The sequence below is a fragment of the Terriglobales bacterium genome (assembly GCA_035567895.1).
GTDB lineage: Bacteria > Acidobacteriota > Terriglobia > Terriglobales > Acidobacteriaceae > Gp1-AA112.
In genome coordinates this window covers 45,360-67,232 of record DATMPC010000042.1, presented here as the reverse complement: position 1 = coordinate 67,232, position 21,873 = coordinate 45,360, and the positions used below count along the sequence as shown (strand labels likewise).

Genomic DNA, 21,873 nt, shown 5'->3' with positions numbered 1-21,873 from the left:
GGCGATGGAGGAGGATGGATATGAAGGTGTTGTTCTTATCTTTTGTGGTTGGCCTCGGTGTGGGTGTTCTTTACGGGCTCATCCGGGTCAAGAGTCCAGCGCCGCCCATCATCGCGTTACTCGGGCTCTTGGGAATGGTGCTTGGAGAACAGTTCGGCATACTGATTCACACAAAGAAGGTCGACGTTTCAAGCGCAGCATCCGTGTGCCTGGTGGGAGAGCGCTACGATACACCAGTTCCATCCGCAACGGCGATGGCGCGAAACGAGATTGCTTCGACTGGCAGGTGACTGCTGGCAGGTGACTGCACTGTGGAGTAGAAGATGCGCTTGAGTAAAAGCTTCCTCGGAATCACTGCTGCGATACTGCTAGTCGGATTCGCAAGCGAACTCCGGCCGTTCCATACGTTCGCCCAAAGCGCGCCGACAGCCGAAACAGTAGGCGTGGCTGTTGGACCGCAGTACGACACCACGCACGTCTACGTGGCTCCCGAAGATTTCGACCGCTTCGTCGCGAGTTTGATCGCCACATTCGGCGGAACGACGACTAAACAAGGCGTCTTCACGGTAACTCCAACGCCAAGCAGTACGATGTCGCAGCTGGTCCTGACTCCTGCGGGCTCGGTCTCGGTGTTCGGCTTTAAAACACCGGTTCCATATCCGTTTGGCGCGGAGCGAACGGGTTATTTGGTCACCGACCTCGATGCAGCAGTCCGCGCAGCTCGCGCAACCGGCGCCGATGTCATCGTCGCTCCTTTCAACGACCCCATCGGCAAAGACGCCGTCATCCAGTGGCCAGGTGGTGTGAATACCCAGCTCTATTGGCACACCACTCCGCCATCCTACGCGCCACTTCAGACGATTCCGGAGAATCGCGTCTATGTGTCACCGGACAGAGCGGATGCGTTCGTGCGCAGCTTTCTTGCCTTCTCCCACGGCAGCATTGTGTCGGATGAAGCGCGAGCACCAGGCGTTGAAATCGGAAGGCCTGGGGAAACCTACCGGCGAGTGAGGATCGAATCGAAGTTCGGCAAGTTGACTGCGTTCGTTACGGACGGTCACCTTCCGTATCCCTACGGACACGAGATGACGGGATATGAGGTGACGAATCTGGCAGACACGCTCACTAAGGCCAAAGCAGCCAATGTGGACATCCTCGTCCCTCCTTACAAGGTCGACGAACGAAATGCCATTGTTGTCAGGTTCCCCGGAGGATACATCGCGGAAATCCATTCCATAACGAAGAAATAGGACGCACGAACAACTTCTAACGATAGTGGGTGCAGAGCCTGGGATCTAGTCGCTTTGCAACAAGAAATCATCAACTCGAATTCAAAGGAGTATCGAATGAAGACCTGGTTTATCACCGGCGCATCGCGTGGATTCGGCGCTCTATTTGTCAAAGAAGCATTGGATCGAGGCGACAATGTTGTCGCGGCAGCGCGCAATCCCCAAGTCATCGCAGAGAAATTCGGTGCGCGTCCCAACCTGCTTGCGATCAAGCTCGACGTCACAAATGAGGAACAAGCTCGTGAAGCTGTGCGACAGACGGTTGAGCGATTCGGGCGCATTGACGTGCTGATCAATAATGCGGGATTTGGCGTGCTCGGTGCGGTCGAGGAAATCTCAGGTGCAGAAGTAGAAGCCGTTTATCGGACTAACGTCTTCGGTCTACTCTCCGTCACGCGCGCTGCTTTGCCGCAATTACGTCATCAAGGTTCGGGACATATCATCAATGTCTCTGCGGTCGCCGGATATCAAAGCTGGCCTTGCTGGGCCGTCTATGCCTCGACGAAGTTCGCGGTTGAGGGAATCTCCGAAGGATTGGCTATGGAAGTTAAGCCTTTAGGCATCAAGGTCACAATCGTCGAGCCTGGCTTTTTCCGTACTGATTTTCTCGATGGGCAATCACTAACCATTAGCCCGACCATCATCGAAGACTATGCCGGAACGACCGGAGCAATGCGCCATACTGCAATGTCGATGAATCACCAGCAACCCGGTGACCCAGCGCGCATGGCAAAAGCCCTCCTGAAGATCGTAGACGACCCGAATCCGCCGTTGCGGATGCCTTTCGGCTCTGACACCATCGCCACGATTGAGGCAAAGAACGCCTTCGTTGCGGAGGAATTGGACAACTGGCGCACACTGGCTATCTCCACCGACTTCGCGAAGTGAAGAGATACATGCGAAAGTTGCTGGTTTTCGTAGTCACGTTTCTTGCAGGTTCGCAACTCTCGCGAGGCCAACCGGTTCCTGCTGCTGAATCCCGTGTGCCGGCGCGGACCTATCACTTGCTCCGCGAGGACGACGACTGGAGTTTTCTTGCCGATCCGGTGCAGCGACAGGATTTTTGGGACACCATCAAATACGTCCGTCTGCGACAAGACCGGAATGACTGGTTCCTGTCCATGGGAGGCGAAGCTCGCGAGATTTGGGAACAGATCGGAAACGACAACTGGGGCCAACAGCCGTTCATGAACGGCTATTTCAATCAACGGTACATGCTGTATTTCGACCTTCATTACGGCACGCACGTCCGCACATTCGTAGAACTAAAAAGCGGTTTGAATTCTTACCGCATCGGTGGCCCGCGGCCAATTGACGAAAAGAAGCTGGATTTTCAGGTCGGGTTTCTCGAAGTGGGAACCGGGGAGGATCGACACTGGATCAAGTTCAGAGTCGGCAGACATGAGATGGAGTACGGTTCTGGGCGCCTGATCGATGTGCGCGAGGGGCCGAACGTTCGCTTAAGCTTTGACGGATTCAAGGTAAAGAGCGGCATTGGCCCTTGGCAAATTGACTACTTCGCCCTTCGTCCTGACCTGGACAAACCGGGATTTTTTGATAACGCTCCCAATCATGCAGTCGGCTTTTGGGGCGTGTACGGCGTCCGATCTCTGAAAAGAAAATTTACGCTGGACACTTATTACCTTGGCCTTGACCGAAAAACTGCTGGATTCAACCGAGGGGTGGGGCACGAATTGCGGCACAGCATCGGTGCGCGTCTCTCTCGTCCTGTCGCTGAATCCAAGTCCGGTTGGGATTTCGATCATGAAGCGCTTTGGCAATTTGGGAGCTTTGGATCCGCAAATATCAAGGCATGGACTGTAGCATCGGAAACCGGTTACCGATTTCCGAACGTTCCGCTGAAACCGCGATTCAGCATCAAGGCGGACATCTCCAGCGGCGACGATCCAAGGAAAAATACTCTCGCTACCTTCAATCCCTTGTTCCCGAAGGGCAATTATTTTGGCGTCCTCGCCACCGCCGGGCCCGGCCCCATCAACTTTATCGATTTACACCCTCACGTTGAAACCGCGTTGCCGCATGGTGTGACTATCTCCGCCGATTGGATCTTTCAGTGGCGGGAGAGCTTGCGAGACGGAGTGTATTCCGTCCCGGGATTTCTGCTCATTCCCGCGGGAAAGAGCAGCGCGCGTTTCGTCGGGCACCGTCCGGGTTCGGAAGTGCGGTGGCAGGTGAATCGTCACCTGTGGTTTCAAGCCGACTATGGAATTTTTTATGCCGGCAAGTTTGTGAAAGAAAGTCAGCCAGGCCGCAACCTGAATTACTGGGCTCTATGGACCGGATACAAGTTTTAGGAGCGAACAACCATGAAGAGTTTTGAGGAACGACGACCAAATAATTGTTTACAGCAATGATTGACGCCGCCTCTGGCCCAGCAAAAAAGCAACAATCGGCAGATAAGTATGAGTGAGAAAATTACGATTTTGCACATTGATGACCATCCCGTGTTCCGCTACGGAATTGAGACCGTCATCAAAGAACAACCGGACATGGTATTGGTGGCACAAGCTTCCACAGGACAGCAGGGTATTGACTATTTTCGGTGGCAAAAGGCTGACATCATTCTCATGGATCTCAGGCTTCCGGACATGAGCGGCATAGACGCAATGATGGCCATCCGCGCCGAGTTTCCTGACGCACGTTGCATCATCCTGACTACTTTCGAGTTGGAAAACGAGATTCGCCGAGCCCTCGCGGAAGGGGCGCAAGCTTACATGCTCAAGAGCATGCCTCCTCGCGAGTTGCTCGATGCGATTCGCGAGGTTCACGCGGGAAAAAGAAAAGTTCCGATCCAGATCGCAACCACGTTAGCGGAACACTACAGCGACGAACCGCTCTCTGATCGCGAAGTGGAGGTTCTTCGTTACTTAGTGGACGGAAATCGCAACCGTGACATCGCTGAGAAGCTCTATATCGGCGAGGAAACCGTAAAGGCTCACATGAAACACATTATGGAAAAGCTCGGCGCCAATGATCGTACGCAGGCTCTCGCTATCGCGTTGCGTCGTGGGCTGATTCATTTATAGGAACCGATTTCAAATCGCTTGTTTTTTACTTGATCCGAATCGCGATCTGAAGGCGGCCCCGCCCCAACTCTAGGCCTTGTTCTCGGTTTCAGTGTGGAACTTCAAGAAGTCAGATGCCCCACTCTCGCTCGCAAACAGCACGCGAGGATGGGGCATCCTCTGTTTAGGAGTCTGATGGTCAAAACCAAAACGGCTCTATCCCTCCGCGCGGGTGACGGCGTCGTCGGAAAGAGTGGTTGCGAAGGCGGCCGGGGTTGTAGGAGTTAGTTGGTACGGATTGTCGGGTCCGGAGCTGCCATTCCTCAACACCGAACATAGTTCGGTGATACCACGAGTCGAGATCGCGAGTCAACGAAAAGTTCATTTTGGAACTCATGCCGCTCGGGAGAGTGTTCGTCCGCGATCGTCGGACGCCGGCGCGAGCAACGGATTGCGAAATTCATGATTCACTGCTTATTCACTGTTCTTTGTGGCGCGTAAAAATCGCAAATTTCGATAATCTCTGACGCGGCAGGAGGTTGCGCGGAACTGTCCGTTGCTCGCCACCTTTTTCAGAACAATTCACTGTTAGATTCGCTGATAAATTCGCTGTTCGGCGAACACCAGTGAATTAAGCCAGTTTCAGGCTGAGTCCGTTGCTCGCTCGAAGACCGCCGATGTGTTCTTTTCGCAGGGGCGCATGCGCCAATGGAGCCTGCGGAGCATCGGCAGGCTGACCTACAGCTATGACAACGCCGGCAATCTGCTGGACCTGAGTTTGTCTAATACTGACGGCGCTATGGCCACAGCATGGAACCGGTCACAAAAGGCACGTAGCGAGTGCGCCGTCAACAACTTACAAGAGTCTTTCTTTACAATGCAGATGGCAATTGGTACGATTCAGTACGGAGTGTTTCGAATAATCCTTCCTAAGTAATTCAAAACAAAAGTGGGCCTGTGGCGCAGCTGGGAGCGCGCTTCCATGGCATGGAAGAGGTCGTCGGTTCGATCCCGACCAGGTCCACCAAATCCTTCAATCACTTAAACGGGACGATTGGGTGCAGGCATGATGTTTGTGTCATTGGTTGTGTCATAACCTGCCATTTTGGTACTGCTCGCAAGGGATTCCATTGCCTTGCGTTTTGCCTCCATCCGTATATGGCTGTACCGTGCAAGCATGCGGCGGCTGACGTGACCGGCAATCGACATAATCGTTTCGTCAGGAGTGCCGCTCTCAGCAAGCTGGGTGATGGCGCAGTGCCGGAGATCATGGAAACGGAAGCCCTCCAACCCTGCCTTCTTGGTGAGCGTTCGCCAGGCTGACCGCCAGCTATTTACGTGTCTCTTGGGATCGAACAAGCTGACGCTGTACCGAATTACTTTCCTGCCGCTAAAAGTGAAGTTCGGCACGAAGGCAGCGAAGACATAGTGAGCTGGTTCCACGGCCCCGAAGGATTCCGCACGCCTGCGCAACCTCCCCAAGGCAGACACAGAAACATCAGTGAGGGGAATGACTCGCTCGCCTGCCTCAGTCTTCGATCTGCGGATTGTCAGTGTCCGCGCGAACAGATCCACGTCCGACCACTGCAGGCCCCTTAGCTCGCATCCACGAGCCGTTGTGTTCAGGCATAGGATTGCGGCCAGGTAGGCGGTCTCCCATTCCGGGCGGAGCATCGCCGTTTTAAGAAGCTGCTGTTTCTCCTCCTCAGTCAGAGCGCGACCGATGCTGACTGGCTCCCTGAGAGGGCGTACATCATCAGCAACGCGCGCCCAGAGCTTCGCTCTCTTCAAGATGCGACGCACGACGCCTAACTCCGCGTTCAACGTCGCGGGTCCAACGCCTTGCTCCGCACGCCAAGTTCTGTATTCTGAAATTCGCCTAGCACTGATGGCCCTAAGCGGCTCCTGTTTGAAATATTCGCGAAGTTTTACAAGGAGCTGCTTCTCCTTCGCTTGGCTCGCGCGGGCGAGTTCTACCTTGCGAGCTGCCACATAGTCATCGGCTGCTTGCAGAAATAGTTGCCGGCCAAGAGTCGTCGAATGCTGCGTTACCTTGCCTTCCGATGCTTGCTTGATAAGCTCCCTTTCTTTTGTTTGTGCTTCACGCCAGTCCGTCGTACCTAAGGACTGCCGGATGCGGTTTCCGTTTTCGACAAAATCTGTATGCCAGATTTTTCCGCGTTTTCGTAAGGACATTCAGCTTTTTCCTTTCTGTTTTTGCTGCTTGGACTTCTGTTCTTTCCGCCAGCTTTGACCTTTCTCATGCCACCACTGTTTCTTCCAGATCGCCTGGGCTTTTTGGGCACACTGTTCTGAGCAATACCGCGCGCGTGGATGATCGGAAATGAAATACGGTAGGACATTGCAGTCCACCCTCGCACACCTTTTCAGGATTCCTCTTTGTGCGAAAGTGAACAATTTGAGAATCGACGCTTCGAAAAGGTCATGAGCCACAAATGTCAATTCTCCGCCCGAAAAGTCAAAGCTTCCCGTCACTTCGGTCACTCGTGGCAGCATGAGCGATCGTCGTTCAGTGGTCATGCGACGAGGAACACAGGTGCCTATCGCGTCTTGCCATATGTGCCGAAGCACCTGCTGCGACTTTAGAAAACCTGTGATAGCCAACTTTAATTTTGATCCTTCGACATCAGAGTGTCGGAGGGGGCCAAATCTCAGAACAAATCTCCGGACGGCTAAAGGATCGGCCGGGCAATTTGCAACTGATTCGAGAGCCTCTCTATCTGGCTCTAGGTATTCATCGATTAAGTGGTGGCAGGTTCCATGCAACACGTGTTCGCCGCTTTTCGAAAGCGTCGCTTCCTTCACGTGGATGGCAGGAGCGCAAAACCTAAATTGTTGTTTGAGTTTCATTAGGAGTGATAAGAGTATTTACAACTCCTGCTACTACTGCATACGATAGCACCGAATGACTAGGAGCAATCAACAAAATGGAACAGCATACTCAGAAGAAGCTGAGGAGTCTTGATGAAGGAGCACTGCAGTTGGGGATTTCGAGATTCACGTTGTACGGCTACGCACGCCGTGGCTTAGTGCAGACCGTCATGATAGGTCGTCGTCGCCTGATTTCCGAAAATGAATTGAGCCGGATTGCGCGCGAGGGTGTCGCCACGGGAAGGGGCTCGCAACACGAGACGGTATAACCGGAAGGCAGAATGCCGAATCTCTTTTATCAAAAATGGAGGCAGTACTACCAAATGCCTCGCCTGCCCGAGGAGTTGGAGAAGGGGCTAAGTGCCTCGGCGTTTCGACTCTACGCCTTTTTGTGTCGGGAGATGTTCATTAGCACCGCACCAGATCTCAGATTTAGCAACAAAGAAATCTCCTCTCGTGTCAGTATTCGTGATGGCAAAACGCTAAGCAGGGCCCGCAAGGAGTTGCAAGACGCCGGGCTCATTCGGTGCCGGAAGATTCCACCAGGCATCTACTCGCACATCATCCTCGATCAGCACGGCGATCCGATTTGTGCGCCCAAGGGACGAAGAGGTATCCGCCACTACGATCCAATAACTTCGACCGTTCGGGCAGCCAGCGCGCTCATAGACGCAAAGAAGAAAAATCCGCGCGGAGTTCTACAAGAGCAACAACACTCGGCGGAAACGAAGATCGTAAGTTCAAAAGATTGCCGAGTGCATGGCATTAGCCAGCACTGGAGTCGCAATGGTAAAAGTTGGACTTGTGAAAAGTGTCATCCTTACGTCAGCTCCGAGCCCTTTCGGGTTCCCAATAGCAAAGAGATCGGCTTTTCCTAGGGAATTCTTACGAGGCGGTCTCCGACAAGATCGATTTCGGCGCCGGAGAATTTCCTCCGCTGCGAGGGAAATATTCCTTCTCGACAATACACAACTTTCTCGGAGACAAGCACTTACGGCGATCTCCGCCCTTATAAAACTCCTATAGGAAAGAATAATGAGAGACTTTCTGTTCCCCTGTTTGTCCTTCCTGTCGTTGTTCCTGACGTAGAGCGATGAGACGATCGCTAGTGGCGCGCAAGTATCATCAGACTGTGTTGCTGCTTCCGAAGAGCGCCGATCAATCCAGACTTTGGACTCAGCCTACAGTTACTAACAGATAGAGGAAATCGCAATAGTGGGCGCGCGCCGGTGATGAATACGAGTGAGGCTCTCGCAGCCTCTGCGAGTCGCAGAGTCGGAATGCTTGGCAAAGTGAAGATAAGCAAAAGAAAATTCAGCCTGGAAGCTGTTGCAGCCAGTTTAGAACGATGTGCAAAGCAACTGGATCGGATCACAGCGACGAAAAAGGGCCGGTTGCCGCCCTCTCTTGAGCGAGATCTTCCGACAGTTGGGTGGGCTGTCCGGATGAGTGGTTTCGAGATTCAAAATGGTACCCTAGACGCAGAGAGAGCCAAGTTGATCCGCCGTGTTTGCCGTCTGCTGGTGCAGCATGCACAACTTCAGGCGAAAGCTGGAGCCACCGACGTCTTTCTCAGGCCCTTCACGAATCCCAAGGAAAAACTAGAACAGTGACAAAGGCAGAGCCATCCTTCGCGAGACCAACACGCGCGAGAGGGTAGTTACGGATGTGCGCACGCATTCAACTTCATTCTTCCTGATAACCCATAGCATGAAGTAGCCGTGTGGCCTCAGGCTGACAATCAGGACAGAGCACGAAATGCCATCCGTTGAGGGACTCGCACCTGCTATCCGCCTCGATCCACAACATCCGCAGTCTGCGGTCCTCGACCGGCAGCCTTACGGGCACGGTTCCAGTACCCATGAAGGGTCCTGTACAGCCGTTGTCTGGCGGCGCAAACCCATCGAAAAGACTAGGAGGTGGTTTCACTTCTCGGGTGACCTTCTTGCTCTAATCCCCCCAAGGCACCAGCGGCTTTCAGAAGTCGTTACAGGATCGATTGCGCTGTAGGCTAATTTCAGCTCAATGATTCGGATAACGTCGCAGCCCGAACTTTGCAATACCGAAGATTCCTAGCATGATCATGATCGCTCCCCAGATCCACATGGCTGAATCGCCGGATATGAGCATGGCGAAACCGAGAATGATCCACACCACGAAGGCAATGCGCCGAACGTAATAGGCGGCCTCACCGCGAAGCGTCACGACATACCGGACCTCCAGCTAACTGCCGAGCTTCCCTGCGCAATTCGGGTATCCGTTTCCTTCCACAGAGAGGTTCGCTCCCTGTAGGCTTTGGCCGATTTATCGGCGATAGCCTACTAGCAAGATGGCTGGGTGTCCAATGAGAACGTTACGGCTCGGTTCGGCAAGAGACTTCAGAAGTTGCGCCGGCAACATGGATGGACACAAGTTCAAATGGCGGTGAATTTGGGTATCGATCGCTCCTACATCAGCGACATGGAACGGGGAAAGAAGAACGTATGCCTACCAACCCTAGAGGTCATAGCACAGGGATTTGGAATTTCGATTTCCAAGCTCCTCTCTCGTCTGTAAACCTACTGGTACTCATCCAAATGCAAGCTGGACTCTCGCAAGTGTGACCAGTGTTCCACTCCGCAACCCGCACAACTGATCGAGTAAAGACCTGATCCTTCGAAACCGCCTCGAATGGTATAGTTGCGGCTTTGCCGCACATGTCAGCCCCGGGCCCCTCATGCCTCAGAATGACGGTAACCCTTAGCTTGGCCCCAGGGGAGGTGAGTCGCGTAACACTCCAAACTTTTTCGACGCGGGGGTGTGAGAGAGCGACGGCGCTGAAGCCGGGGTCGCTTTAGCGACCGGCTCTGGGCGGGACTCCAACCCTTGACTCGGCCCGGCACGGGTCGCCGGCCTGGAGTCTGGGAAGTAAGCGCGGAGGGTGTGCGACGGGTGCCGGGGCCGTCTGCTCTGTCAGTCGAAGCGCTCGTAAGCCAGATCGCAAACCTCGCGCACTTTGGCCGGTCGGACATCGCGCGCTTGCCTCTCCAACTCGAAGGGTGAGACGCGGGCCTGCGGCCCGCGCAGATCAGAACAGACAGACGGACCAGATCGGACCGCGGAGACATCCGGCAGCTTGGCGATGGACGCCGACTGATTCCAGCGAATCGACCGACAGGCACGCGACGGACAGCGCACCGGGAGCAACACCGAGGTCGAGTCCGACCGTTTATCCATTAGCCAGACATGGCCGCAGACATCACACTGACACGCCTGCACGTTAATAAGGGCCATTTGGCACAGTGACCACGGGACAGTGGCGCAATGTACCAAAACAGATCAGCGCAAAAACGCGCGCGTGTTTAGAGCTGTGTGTAGACCTGGAAGTAACTGTTGATAAACAGACAGACATTTTCTATCCCCAATTTTGACTGTTCGGGAGGAAAGCGAGTTTTTCAACACCCACGGCGGTTACACCAACTGAGGCCTCTGCAGTGGCGAGAAAGCTCGCGCCTACATTCGTCTATTCAGTGATCTTCGCGCGAATCACAGCAATCAGGGCTTCCGTGGTAGAGACGTCGATGCCGTAATGTTCCCCATCGCGCACAATCGGACCGCCAATGGCATCCAACTCCAGCTGCCGCCCGGAGGCAAGGTCTTTCTGCATGGAGCTACGTATCCCCGAGGGCAACCCGTCGTAGATCGCCTGGATCTGGGCCGCGTCAACTTCTGCGCGGCTTGCTTTCGACACGGCACAGGCCTCAGTCATGGCGGAAATCAATTTGCGTTTCCACTCCGCGTCCGCGTAGATCTCTCCTTTGTTCATACCTGATGCCGACGTTACAAGTGCAAACGGTCCCAGGAAGCAGAGCTTGCTCCACAGCAGAGTCTGCTCGTTCTGGATGAACCTGCACGTGAATTCGAGATCACGCAAGCGGGCGACGATCGCTCCGAGGACTTGCTCGCCACTGGCGGCAAGGTTGAGATTCACGAACGGGGAGCGCTGCACGAACCGTCCCGGACCAATCTTCTCGGCTTCAACCGCGATCGTCGCCGGCACCACGCGATCACGACCAAAATGTGCCCGTAGGACCTCGACGTGGTCCACTCCGTTCAGCAACGGAACTATACAGCGTGGCGATGACTGCACGGCTTGCAGCGCCGTTTTTAGTTGATAGGTTTTGGTTGCGATCCACAGCACGTCAACCGGATTTGGGAGCGTGGCCGCGACTTTCACCGACGCCTCGATGGCGCCGGACGGCCGTTCCACTGACAAGTTAGCGGGATAACCCGGCAACCTCTCTGGTCGAACTAGTACGGTGACACCTTCGCCAAGCGATGCCACCGCAGCGCCAACCAGACCTCCGATGGCTCCTGCTCCCAAAACTGCATGTTCCATGCCGGCGTTCCCCCAGTGGAAGCTATACGATACTCAGTTTCTCCGTTTCGCTGGAATGAGTTGAAGGGACACATCCGGGGATCGTTAACGTGAACGGGCGATCACAGGTCACCGAAGTGAACAAGAGGATCAGCAGAGCCGTCACGGGCACCTAGACCTTAGCGGCTACGGCGTTCAATTCTGAGACTGCGGTCTCAATCTGCGAACGGCAGCTTTTAATGAGCCGGCTGGGTACTGGGTTGCGGTGGCGGGGAAGTTGGGTTGCGCTGTACTCCGGAAAAATCTACCTTCGGAGTTTGGCGAGACCCCTCGGCGGCGGCAAAATAGGCATCGTTTCGCTTGAATCCGGCCATGTTGGCCCATATGCTGTTGGGGAACATTCCGATGAAGGTGTTGTAGTCCTGCAGCGCATCGTTATAGCGCTTTCTCTCAACGGCAATTCTGTTTTCTGTGCCCGCTAGTTCGTCTTGCAGACGCAAAAAGTTTTCGTTGGATCGCAGTTGCGGATAATTTTCGACCACAACAAGAAGCCGGCCCAGCGCCCCGTCCAATTGCTGGTTCGCCGCAATCTTCTCCGATGGACCCCCAGCTGATAGCAGAGCGGATCGAGCTTTCGCGATATCCCCAAATACTGTCTGTTCCTGTTGAGCAAATCCCTTCACCGTCTCCACTAGATTAGGAATCAAATCGGCTCGGCGCTGAAGTACGATGTCGACCTGTGACCACGCAGCTTTGACGCTTTCGTTCTTCGTGACCATTTGGTTCTTGGCACTGACATAACTTCCTCCGACTGCGAACAGCAACACAACGATCACAATGACAGCGATTAGAGCCTTCATTCCTGGTTCTCCCTCTTCTTAGAGCTGTTCTACGAAAGATATGACCTGTTCAACTGTTTTCAGATAACTAGCCAACATTGTATTCACGTCGAGCGCATCTCCCTTCAATTTGCCTTCGCGCACTGAGAGCACATCCAAAAACGCCTTGGCGTCAACCTTTACTCTTTGTTCGATCTGGAGAAGCAACGCGCGTTTCCCAGCTGCAGGCTCTTCTCCCACAATCATCAGCGAATGCCGGAAAAGCGTTACGAAACTAGAAAGGGATTCGAGCATCAAGTTCAGCACGCTGTTGCGATTGACTGAATCGATTAGGAGTTGTTGCCGAAACAGGATGAGCTTGGTGCGTAATTCATGCTCAACTTGGACGCGGTGCAGCGTGCGGGGAATCTCTATGGCTGCGAACACATCCTCGCCATAAAGCACGCGATGATGCTTCTGGATATCCATGAACTCAATCGGAAACACGTCCGAAGATTGCTTCACCTCTTCTACGGTCAGGAGCAACGGGGCAGGATGCTTCTGTTTTCTCCACCAGTTGACAGGTTCCGATAAGGCAAGCATGACGTTCGCAGAGAGAGTCTTAACAAGGCACAGGACATTTACATCCGAGAAGTTTTCGTGAAATTCTCCAGACACGGCAGAACCATACAGAACAACGGAGTGCAGGCTTTCACCGGCGGCATCTTTCAATCGGTCGACAAGCTGCTGTAGAGATTGTTCCATTGCTCTCTTCAGACCTGCGTTACCAACTTCCACTTGCCCCTCCACCGCCGGAACTGCCACCCCCAAAGCCGCCGAACCCACCACCGCCACCAAAACCGCCACCACCGCCCCAGCCGCCTCCACGAGAGCTGCGTCCCCCACCAAACCCGCTGAATAACAAACCAAAGAGCAACGAACGCCCTAACCCGGTGAACAGCAGCAAGAACAATACAACGGCTCCAGGCACGATGAGGCCGATGGGTATTCTGAGAGGTTTCTGGTCGCTAACCTCAGGCGGCGCTCGCGCAGCCAATGTTCCGACGGTGACGCCGGCATCTGCCGCAATGGTCTGAGCGACCCGTTCGGTTAGGAGGCGCACTGCAGCGTCGTATTCCCCTTGTTTCAGCAGAGGCACGGCCTCTCGTCCGAATCCGCCAACTTTTCCGTCTGGCAAAATCGGTTCGAGACCGTATCCAACCTCAATGCGATAGAGCCGGTCATCGCTCGCGAGAAGAATCAAAACACCGCGGTTTGTGGACTTGCTTCCTATGCCCCACGCCTTGTACAAGTCCACGGCGTAGCCCTCAACGTCTCTGCCATCGAGAGAATGAATGGTCACGATGGCGATCTGGGATTTGGCTTTTTGGTCTACTTCTGCACAGAGTTGTTCGAGGTAGGAGATTGAGTCATCACTGAGAACATGAGCGAAATCGTTGACGTATCCGGTAGCCTTGAGCTGGCCGATGGGTTCCGCCGAAAGGGAGCCGAGAAGAATCAGGCATGCAATTGCGATGTGCAGACTTCGTGCAGCGGAGCACTTGCAAGGCATCAAGCAAATTGTACGCGGACGCAGCAACATGGCAGAGGGATTCCTTCGGTGTGAAACGCACTAATGTTGAGTCATTGACCGACGCAGCAGACAAGGCGTAGGTTTGGAAATCAAGATCAAAGGCAAGGAGTATTCCCGTATGAGTAACGATCTTGGCAAGAAGCCCAAAGCTGCACAAACAGCGAATCCGAAGAATCTAGAAGAAGAAATCCGTCGTCGCGCATACGAACTCTACCAATCACGCGCCCGAGAAGACGGGAAGGACGTAGACGACTGGCTGCAAGCGAAAAGCGAGGTTGAAAGCAAAGCCGGCCTCCAGCATAAGACCACCGCCGCCTGAGCCCTGGGCAACGTCCCAGGCTCCCAAGCAAGCCGCTCTCCCGAGCGGCTTTTTCAGTCCAAACCGCAAACTCCGCGACCCACCGAATCCACAAACCACTTTAACCATCATAATTTGTCGGACCAGGATCCGGCGCCGGAGATTTCATTTTGGAAAATCAAGGCTGCTGTAAATTCAGCTAACGTGTGGCACCGGTAGTCGTCTTTATATCGGCAGTGGCAGACCTTCACGCCCGATTGCGAGTGGCGGGAATGACAACGGTCTTTCAGGATTTGAAATATGGCCTGCGCATGATGGGCAAGAGTCGCGGGTTCACGGCTGTTGCGGTGATAACCCTGGCACTTGGCATCGGCGCTGCGACCACGATCTTCAGCGTGATCGACAACGTCCTCCTGAATCCTTTCCCGTACGTGGACGCCCACCGCATCGTCATGATTACGATCCATAACGATGCGGAGAATCGTCCGGGGGGACGCTCATGGTTTCGCGACGCAGAATTCCTTGACTATCAGGAGCAAAACCACGTCTTCGATGCGGTAATCGGAGGCACGGGGCAAGACGTTCTTTACTTCAACGGGCAAGGCACCGAGCAGTTCGACGGCGGATTGGTCACGCCGAATATGTTCCAAGTGTTGGGCGTTCCGGCGCTTCTGGGGCGCACGCTCCTGCCCGACGACGCCAGGCCGGGAGCTCCTCCCGTCTTTCTGATGGCCTACAAGCTGTGGGCAACTCGCTTCAACCTCGACCCGAATATCGTTGGCCGCACCTTCGTGCTGAACAATGTTCCGACTACGCTGATCGGAGTCATGCCCCCACGCGTCACCAAGCTGGGTGCGGATCTCTGGATCCCCGTCGTCCCGGATCGCGGACGGGCGGAGAAGGACGCGCACTTCTACATGTTCCAGGCTCATCTGAAGCCGGAAGTCACACTTCGGCAAGCACAGGCTGACGTCAACGTGATTGCCCATCGCCTGGCCCAGATCTATCCCAAGAATTATCCCAAGCAGTTCAGCGTGCAGATTGATACCTGGGTCGACCGCCTGGTCGGACAATTCAGCAAGACGTTGTACACGCTGGCGGCAGCAGTAGGCTTGCTGCTGCTGATTGCGTGCAGCAACGTTGCCAACATGCTTCTGGCGCACGGAGCGGCGCGCGAGAAGGAGATGGCGATCCGTGCTTCGGTAGGCGCCAGCCAATGGAGACTGGTCCGGCAACTGCTGGTCGAGAGTTTCATATTGGCACTGGGCGGAGCTCTCGCCGGTTGCCTGCTTGCCTATGCCGGCATAAAGATCCTGGTGACCTTCATTCCCCAGGACACCATTCCCCATGAAGCCGTGATCGGGCTGAATCTCACGGTGCTTGCCTTTTGCATTGTTGTCTCGATCTTTACCGCGGTCCTGGCCGGACTAGCTCCGGCGCTGCAAACCGCCAAGATCGACATCGTCGAGCGCCTAAAGGATTCCGCCGCTACCGTGAGCGTCGGATTCCGGCGCGGCAAACTGCGCAGCGCACTGGTCGTGGTTGAGGTCGCACTGTCGCTCGTGTTGTTGGCTGGGGCTGGGCTGCTCATGCGCAGTTTTATTTCCTTGCAGGCAGTTGATCTGGGGCTGAGACCCGACAACATTCTCGTGGCTCGCATCCCATTGCCGCGCGGACAATACACTACCCCCGCGGCCAAGCAACAGTTCTTCCGCACGCTGCTGGAGCGCGTTTCCGCCTTGCATGGAGTCGTCTCCGCGACCGAGACAAGCACCCTTCCGCCCTATGGAGGCATCGGCACTGAAATTGAAATCTCCGGCAAGACGCATTCCGACAAATGGGAGGGCATCTTCCAGCTCGTCAGCGAAGGATACTTTCGTACGCTCGGCATCCGCCAGCTACGCGGGCGTACTCTCTCCGAAGTCGAGGTGAACGATGCGCGCAAAGTCGCGGTCATCAATCAGACGCTGGCGAGAAAATACTTTGGGCAAGAGGATCCCCTCGGTCGAAGCCTGACGCTCAAGATGCTCGCCACTGAAATCACTCCTCCGGTCACCGATCCGGTATTCGAGATTGTGGGCATAGTCTCCGACGCAAAGAATCAAGGCATTCAAGAGCCGCCGCGTCCCGAAATCTTCATTCCGTACACGATAACCGGCTCGTTCGAGCGCGGCATCCTGGTGAGAACGGAGCGCGATCCGCTTGCGATGCTCGACACCCTGCGCAAGGAAATCTGGTCGGTGGATCGCAACGTGGCCCTCACCATGACTGGAAGTCTGGAGGACTACCTCAAGCGCTTTAGCTATGCCGAGCCGCGCTTTAGCCTGATTCTGCTCGCAGTATTTGCGGGAATTGGACTCGTACTTGTCACGCTCGGAGTCTACAGCCTGATTGCATACACGGTTTTGCGTCAAACGCGCGAGATCGGGATTCGCATGTCGCTCGGCGCCACGCGACGCCAGGTTCATCGCATGGTGCTGCGTATGGGCTTGCAGCTCATCGCGCTGGGCGCGGTTGCGGGACTGCTCTTGAGCTTCGGCCTTACCCGCGTGTTGGCCCATCAACTCTGGAGCGTGTCATCGCATGATCCAGTCACGCTCGCGGCGGTGGTCGGCGTCATGGGCTTGGCCGGACTTGCAGCCTGCTACTTCCCAGCCCGCCGAGCCACGCAAGTCGATCCCATTGTGGCACTGAGATACGAATAATTCTGCCTACTCGGCCAAGAAGTGAAAGATGCGCCTTCTGGGCACGCTGCCCACTTAGCGTCTTGTTCAATTGTCACAGCGCGCTCCGAAATAGACCCTTACCGCATTCATCCAGTGTGTCGCAATGGCAGTTTTTCATCATCCTTTTCGGCAAACGGCGTACTGTCGTTATCCCTTCCATCAGACGCTCGAGTTCGGCCAGTTTTTTGCGGGACAGCGCACGCCAGCGCTCTGAAGCGCGCGTAACATTGCGGAAGCCGAAAAAGAGCTGGCGAATTTCCTCAAGGGTAAAACCGAGCATGGAGCGCGGTTGCATCACGGCGGGCGCAGCTTAACTCGCTGATTTCGGTGGATGCGCAACGGTCGATGCCAATGAATAGCCCTTTGAATGCCATACAGATCACTATTTTGCGAACCGCCTGGTCCCAATGTGAACAGCAAAGCCATAACGCTGGCAGGCTCGACATCCCCAGGGAATGCAATTTCAATAGCACGCGGTTGCGCAAAAAATGGTTGACCTTCTTACTAAAGAGCTCTAAATTAATCCCGCTTACTTTCTAAAGGCATTTAAGTTACTAAGGCTGGCGAGAATTCCTGGATGGAGCCGACAGTCCACTTCCCACCGTTTCGCTCGAAGCTGCGCCACAGTCAGCCGGGAAGCTTGCGCGCCGCGAATTCGCGAGAGCTCTTGCGCCTCTTACGTCAGCACATGCCTTGTTCACGAGCCGACTTGGTACGCATCTCGGGACTGACGGCTCCGACGGTTTCTTCGGCGATCGAGAGTTTTCAGCGCAGAGGGCTGGTGCGATTCATCGGGGCTGGCAGGTCGAAGGGAGGGAGGCCACCGCGCATTCTGGAGTTCAATTCCCGTTATGGCTGCGTGTTTGGCGCCGATATCGGCGGTTCGAGTGTGCGCCTGGCATTGGCTGACCTGGGCGGAAACATCATCGCAAGGGTCAATGAGACCGTTCCCGAAAGCGGAACCCCGAGTCAAGTGACGACCCGCATTGCGACAGCCATCGATCGCTTGCTCCGCGAGCACGGCATCGCTCCTGAAAAAGTTCTGGAGCTCGCGGCCGGCGCACCTGGTATCACAAACGTGCGCGAGGGCCAGGTTCTCTCTGCCCCCAATTTGCATGGGTGGCATGACGTGCCCCTGGCCGAGCTTCTGCAGGACAAGACCGGGATCAGCACAACGATCGAAAACGACGTAAATCTCGGCGCCATCGGTGAAGGCTGCTGTGGAGTCGCCGGGCAGTCCGACAATTTTGCTTTCATTGCCATTGGCTCAGGCGTGGGCGCCGGAATTGTGGTGAATGGCGCTCTTCTTCATGGGGCCCGTTGGTCATCGGGCGAAATCGGCTACATGCAACTGCCGGGGTTGCCGAGCCAAGCTCTGCGCATCAATGGCCTCGGGGCGCTCGAGGGGGCGATCGGTGGCGAAGGCATCAAGCGTGCCTGGCAGGCTTGCGCCAACGGCCACGGCGGCCAGATACAGCCTACGGAGATCTTCGATCTTGCCGCCCGTGGCGATGAATGTGCCGAACGAATCTTGCACAGCACGGCCGAGCACCTCGCCGCAGCCATCGTCAACATGAGCCTGGTTCTGGACACGCCATTGGTTGTTCTCGGTGGAGGAATTGGTAGCCATCCTGTCCTGGTCGAAGCGACCCGCACAGCGATTGCGCGTAACGAGTTTGCACGCCCGGAAGTGGTTGCGAGCGGTCTGGGACAGGATGCCCAACTGCATGGGGCGGTTTGGCTCGCCATCCAGGCCGCGGAGCAGCATGGATTTCGCCGAAGGTCTGAAGGGCGCCAGCATATGCGGTTTCCGGTGAAGACGCGAGCCGGTTGATGACGCAAACGGCTCTGTGGAGTCCAAGGGTTACGGCGTTGATGCTTCAACAAGTGGCCGACAGCATTCAGGAGGATGGAATGAAAACGTCTAAGTGGCAACGCGAGGGGACACTTCGGGGAACTCGGTTGTTTGTATTTGCAATGGTTCTCGCCATGGTTAGTGCGATTTGGGTCACCCAAGCCTTCGCACAGTCGGATGCGATCAACGGTACGGTGCGCGGACGGGTATCGGATGCCTCCGATGCCTCGATCGAAGGCGCCACGGTTGCGATTCACAACTCCGCCACTGGCCTCTCCCGAACCACGCAGACAGGTTCCGACGGATACTACGTTTTTCCCAACCTTCCATTAGGCACGTATGACGTAATCGTTACCAAGGACGGCTTCGCCAACGTGCGCGCCTCAAAAGTCTTGCTGGAAGCCGGCAAGGAAGCAGTGATCGATGCGCACATGCCGCTTGCAAGCGTTTCGACCACTGTAGAAGTATCCGGTGGCGCACCGCTAATTGAACCGACACGCGTCAATGTGGGGAGAACGATCGATACCAAGGAAATTGAGAACCTTCCGCTGACATCGCGCAATCCATACAACTTTATTTTGTTTCAACCGGGCGTGAGCGGCCATCCAAATCCCGAACTGGGAATTCCCAGAACGATTAACACCAACGGCCTGCTGGACCGAATCAACTACCAGATGGACGGAATGGTCGATAGCCAGCAAGACCGCCACGGTCTTCGCCTCTTCCCTATCTCCGATACCTACGTGCGTGAAGTGCAGACGGTATCCAACAGTTACGCACCCGAATTCGGCATGACCTCGGGAAACATCTTCAACGTAATCACCAACTCCGGGACCAACGACATCCACGGGATGTTCGAGTACATTCACCGTTGGGTAGACGCGAGCGCCCGCCCCATCCTGCTATCGCCGACGGCGCCGAAACCGGAGTTGAAATTGAACGACTACTCCACTAATGCCGGGGGGCGGGTGATCAAGGACAAGCTGTTCTGGTTTGGAGCGTACGAGCATCTGGAGCGCGGCCAGCCATCGCCGGTGACGATCACTGCCGCGAACGCGGCAGCGATTGGGATCGACCCGACGCTGCTCGCAACCGGTCCCGGCACGTTGCACGGTCAGTTTGTGGACACGCGCGTGGATTGGGTGATTAACAATAAGCACTCTGCATTCGTGCGCTACAACTATTTCAGGAATTCATTTCCGTTCAACACCAACGTGGGCGGGCTGTTTGCCCTCGATTCCAGTTCCGATTTCAAGGACAAAGCCCACGTGATTGGTATGCAAGTCGTGAGCGCACTTACGCCGAGTCTGCTGAATGAGTTCCGCTTTTCCTGGCCGCTGCGCAGCAACAGCCATTTTCCTGGCACCCTGACCGCTCCCGGACCAGCGGTGCAAATTCAAGGGACTGCAAATTTTAATGGAACCACCGCTGCGGGCGATCAGTTCACCGAGAAGATCCCCAACCTCAACGAAAATCTGACTTGGATTCACGGAAAACATTCCTACAAGTGGGGAGGATCATGGCAGGAGAACGTCGATCTGCAGAAAGCCGATTCCTTCACGCAGTACATATTTCCCAGTATCGCCGCTTATCAGAGTGCAAAGTCCGGCGCCAATCCGCGGTCCTATTCAACCGTTAACGTGAGCAACGGGGGCACTGTCCCGTCCTATCATTCGGTCTTTTTCAGTTTGTACGGGCAGGACAACTGGCAGTTCACGCCGAAGTTGACGCTGGTTTACGGGCTCCGCTATGACAAGTTCGTGCCCCCGCCCTCCGATCCGAACGCTCCCTTCGTCGATTCCCGGAACTTTAATTCTCCCGGCGCAAATTTTGCGCCGAGAGTAGGATTTGCTTACCGGCTGACGCCGAAGACGATCGTTCGCGGCTCCGGCGGAATCTTTTACGAATCGCCGGCAACCAACACCTGGTTTAACACTCTGCTGAATAATGGGAATCTCTCGTCAGTATCCTTGGGACCGACCTCTTCCGGTGCTCCGGCGTATCCAACCATCCTCACTTCGGTGGCACCAACGGGAACCCCAAATGATGTGACCTCGGTAGACCCCAACTTCCGCAATGCCTATACCATCAACACCAGCCTGCAGCTGTCTCGCGAACTCAGCAGCAACGACAGCATTACACTCGGCTACATTCATACGGGAGCCAGGAACCTCGAGTTCCTGAGCAACATAAACCTTATTAATCCGATCGCTGCTCTTCCCGATGGACGGCCGGTCTACAGCAAGAATGTGAATGCCAGCACGAGGCTATTTCCTCAGTTCAACAATATTCTGCTGCAGCAGTCGGGAGCGCGTTCCGTCTATGACGCCGGTCTCATCAACTACACGCACAGGCTCTCTGCGGGAGTGCAGGTGAGTGCGGCTTATACCTGGTCGCATACCATTAGCGACGCGCCCGATGTGAACAGCTTCGAACAAAATCTGCCGATCGAGGACCCAAGCAACCGCCTGCGCGATCGCGGGAACAGCTTGGTGAACCGCCCCAACTCGTTCACCATGAGCTCGATCATTGAGCCCAGAGTAAATAGCGGAAACGCGGTGTTGCGAGGTATCTTGAACCACAACATGTTTTCGCTTCTCACCAATCTTTCCTCGGGAGACCAGCAGAACATTACCGGCAAGTCTCAGATCAACGGCGACCAGAAGACTTCCGCAGTCACGCGGCCTCTATTTATTGGGCGCAATTCAGTGCGAGGACCATCAGTCTACCAAGTAGATCTTCGCTATACGCGTACCATCGCCAGACTTTGGGAGCGGCTGGAGCCGCAGTTCTTCCTTGAGGCAAACAACCTCTTTAACCACCCCAACGTGACCAGCTTGAACAGCTCGATAGCGATCGGCGGTCTGGATTCCGTGGGATTCCCGACGGCGACAACCGGTCTGCCGGTTAGCTCGACGGGCGCGGTCATTCCCTTGCCATCCGGCTTCCCGAAATCCAGTACCGTGCTCGAAGGCAGAATCGTCCAACTCGGCTTGGTGGCCCGCTTCTAACGCAAAT

Annotated in this window: 21 protein-coding genes and 1 tRNA gene; 13 read left to right on the top strand and 9 right to left on the bottom strand. The window is 55.3% G+C overall.

What is annotated here, in order from left to right:
* Positions 1–20 precede the first annotated feature (20 nt).
* The 6 genes from VNX88_09210 to VNX88_09185 all read left to right on the top strand — a co-directional run bounded on the left by VNX88_09210 (position 21) and on the right by VNX88_09185 (position 5,342).
* The gene (locus VNX88_09210; GenBank protein HWY68830.1) at positions 21–290 is read left to right on the top strand and encodes a DUF1427 family protein; all 270 of its coding nucleotides are present in this window, start codon (positions 21–23) and stop codon (positions 288–290) included.
* A gap of 33 nt (positions 291–323) precedes the next feature.
* Positions 324–1,250 (top strand): hypothetical protein, encoded by a 927-nt coding sequence (locus VNX88_09205; protein ID HWY68829.1) that lies wholly within the window; start codon positions 324–326, stop codon positions 1,248–1,250.
* A 96-nt stretch (positions 1,251–1,346) separates the two neighbouring features.
* Entirely contained in the window at positions 1,347–2,177 is an 831-nt protein-coding gene (locus VNX88_09200) for an oxidoreductase (GenBank protein ID HWY68828.1), read from the top strand.
* Between the two features lie 8 nt (positions 2,178–2,185).
* On the top strand, positions 2,186–3,604 hold the full coding sequence (locus VNX88_09195; protein HWY68827.1) for an alginate export family protein: 1,419 nt from the start codon (positions 2,186–2,188) through the stop codon (positions 3,602–3,604).
* 108 nt (positions 3,605–3,712) lie between these two features.
* The gene (locus tag VNX88_09190) at positions 3,713–4,336 is read left to right on the top strand and encodes a response regulator transcription factor (GenBank protein ID HWY68826.1); all 624 of its coding nucleotides are present in this window, start codon (positions 3,713–3,715) and stop codon (positions 4,334–4,336) included.
* A gap of 930 nt (positions 4,337–5,266) precedes the next feature.
* Positions 5,267–5,342: transfer RNA gene (locus tag VNX88_09185), tRNA-Ala, on the top strand.
* 14 nt (positions 5,343–5,356) lie between these two features.
* Here VNX88_09185 and VNX88_09180 read toward each other — a convergent pair.
* Together VNX88_09180 and VNX88_09175 are read right to left on the bottom strand one after the other, a co-directional pair.
* Complete coding sequence (locus VNX88_09180; protein HWY68825.1) at positions 5,357–6,511, bottom strand: site-specific integrase; 1,155 nt, start codon at positions 6,509–6,511, stop codon at positions 5,357–5,359.
* On the bottom strand, positions 6,512–7,186 hold the full coding sequence (locus VNX88_09175) for a hypothetical protein (GenBank protein ID HWY68824.1): 675 nt from the start codon (positions 7,184–7,186) through the stop codon (positions 6,512–6,514).
* Between the two features lie 77 nt (positions 7,187–7,263).
* On the opposite strand from VNX88_09175, the gene VNX88_09170 reads away from it, so the two are divergent.
* From VNX88_09170 to VNX88_09160, 3 genes are all read left to right on the top strand, one after another.
* Positions 7,264–7,476, top strand: a complete 213-nt coding sequence (locus VNX88_09170; GenBank protein HWY68823.1) for a helix-turn-helix domain-containing protein — start codon at positions 7,264–7,266, stop codon at positions 7,474–7,476.
* Between the two features lie 12 nt (positions 7,477–7,488).
* Entirely contained in the window at positions 7,489–8,085 is a 597-nt protein-coding gene (locus tag VNX88_09165) for a hypothetical protein (protein HWY68822.1), read from the top strand.
* Between the two features lie 402 nt (positions 8,086–8,487).
* Positions 8,488–8,820 carry a hypothetical protein gene (locus VNX88_09160; GenBank protein HWY68821.1) on the top strand — a complete coding sequence of 111 codons (333 nt, stop codon included), beginning with the start codon at positions 8,488–8,490 and terminating at the stop codon, positions 8,818–8,820.
* Positions 8,821–9,229: 409 nt separating this feature from the next.
* Here VNX88_09160 and VNX88_09155 read toward each other — a convergent pair whose 3' ends face one another.
* The 6 genes from VNX88_09155 to VNX88_09130 all read right to left on the bottom strand — a co-directional run bounded on the left by VNX88_09155 (position 9,230) and on the right by VNX88_09130 (position 13,955).
* Positions 9,230–9,412 carry a hypothetical protein gene (locus VNX88_09155; GenBank protein HWY68820.1) on the bottom strand — a complete coding sequence of 61 codons (183 nt, stop codon included), beginning with the start codon at positions 9,410–9,412 and terminating at the stop codon, positions 9,230–9,232.
* A gap of 747 nt (positions 9,413–10,159) precedes the next feature.
* The gene (locus VNX88_09150) at positions 10,160–10,423 is read right to left on the bottom strand and encodes a hypothetical protein (GenBank protein ID HWY68819.1); all 264 of its coding nucleotides are present in this window, start codon (positions 10,421–10,423) and stop codon (positions 10,160–10,162) included.
* A 286-nt stretch (positions 10,424–10,709) separates the two neighbouring features.
* The gene (locus tag VNX88_09145; GenBank protein ID HWY68818.1) at positions 10,710–11,585 is read right to left on the bottom strand and encodes a ketopantoate reductase family protein; all 876 of its coding nucleotides are present in this window, start codon (positions 11,583–11,585) and stop codon (positions 10,710–10,712) included.
* A 215-nt stretch (positions 11,586–11,800) separates the two neighbouring features.
* Complete coding sequence (locus tag VNX88_09140) at positions 11,801–12,424, bottom strand: LemA family protein (protein ID HWY68817.1); 624 nt, start codon at positions 12,422–12,424, stop codon at positions 11,801–11,803.
* A gap of 18 nt (positions 12,425–12,442) precedes the next feature.
* On the bottom strand, positions 12,443–13,147 hold the full coding sequence (locus tag VNX88_09135) for a hypothetical protein (GenBank protein ID HWY68816.1): 705 nt from the start codon (positions 13,145–13,147) through the stop codon (positions 12,443–12,445).
* A gap of 19 nt (positions 13,148–13,166) precedes the next feature.
* A complete protein-coding gene (locus VNX88_09130) occupies positions 13,167–13,955 on the bottom strand; it encodes a TPM domain-containing protein (protein ID HWY68815.1) in 789 nt (262 codons plus the stop codon).
* A gap of 103 nt (positions 13,956–14,058) precedes the next feature.
* Between VNX88_09130 and VNX88_09125 the strand changes: the two genes are divergently transcribed.
* Both VNX88_09125 and VNX88_09120 read left to right on the top strand, forming a co-directional pair.
* Positions 14,059–14,295, top strand: a complete 237-nt coding sequence (locus tag VNX88_09125) for a DUF2934 domain-containing protein (GenBank protein ID HWY68814.1) — start codon at positions 14,059–14,061, stop codon at positions 14,293–14,295.
* 251 nt (positions 14,296–14,546) lie between these two features.
* A complete protein-coding gene (locus VNX88_09120) occupies positions 14,547–16,979 on the top strand; it encodes an ABC transporter permease (GenBank protein ID HWY68813.1) in 2,433 nt (810 codons plus the stop codon).
* A gap of 73 nt (positions 16,980–17,052) precedes the next feature.
* Here VNX88_09120 and VNX88_09115 read toward each other — a convergent pair whose 3' ends face one another.
* Positions 17,053–17,295, bottom strand: a complete 243-nt coding sequence (locus tag VNX88_09115) for a MerR family DNA-binding protein (GenBank protein HWY68812.1) — start codon at positions 17,293–17,295, stop codon at positions 17,053–17,055.
* A gap of 282 nt (positions 17,296–17,577) precedes the next feature.
* Here VNX88_09115 and VNX88_09110 point away from each other — a divergent pair, with 282 nt between their 5' ends.
* Together VNX88_09110 and VNX88_09105 are read left to right on the top strand one after the other, a co-directional pair.
* The gene (locus VNX88_09110) at positions 17,578–18,834 is read left to right on the top strand and encodes an ROK family protein (GenBank protein ID HWY68811.1); all 1,257 of its coding nucleotides are present in this window, start codon (positions 17,578–17,580) and stop codon (positions 18,832–18,834) included.
* A gap of 80 nt (positions 18,835–18,914) precedes the next feature.
* Positions 18,915–21,866: a TonB-dependent receptor gene (locus VNX88_09105; GenBank protein ID HWY68810.1), complete on the top strand. Its 2,952-nt coding sequence runs from the start codon at positions 18,915–18,917 to the stop codon at positions 21,864–21,866.
* Positions 21,867–21,873 lie beyond the last annotated feature (7 nt).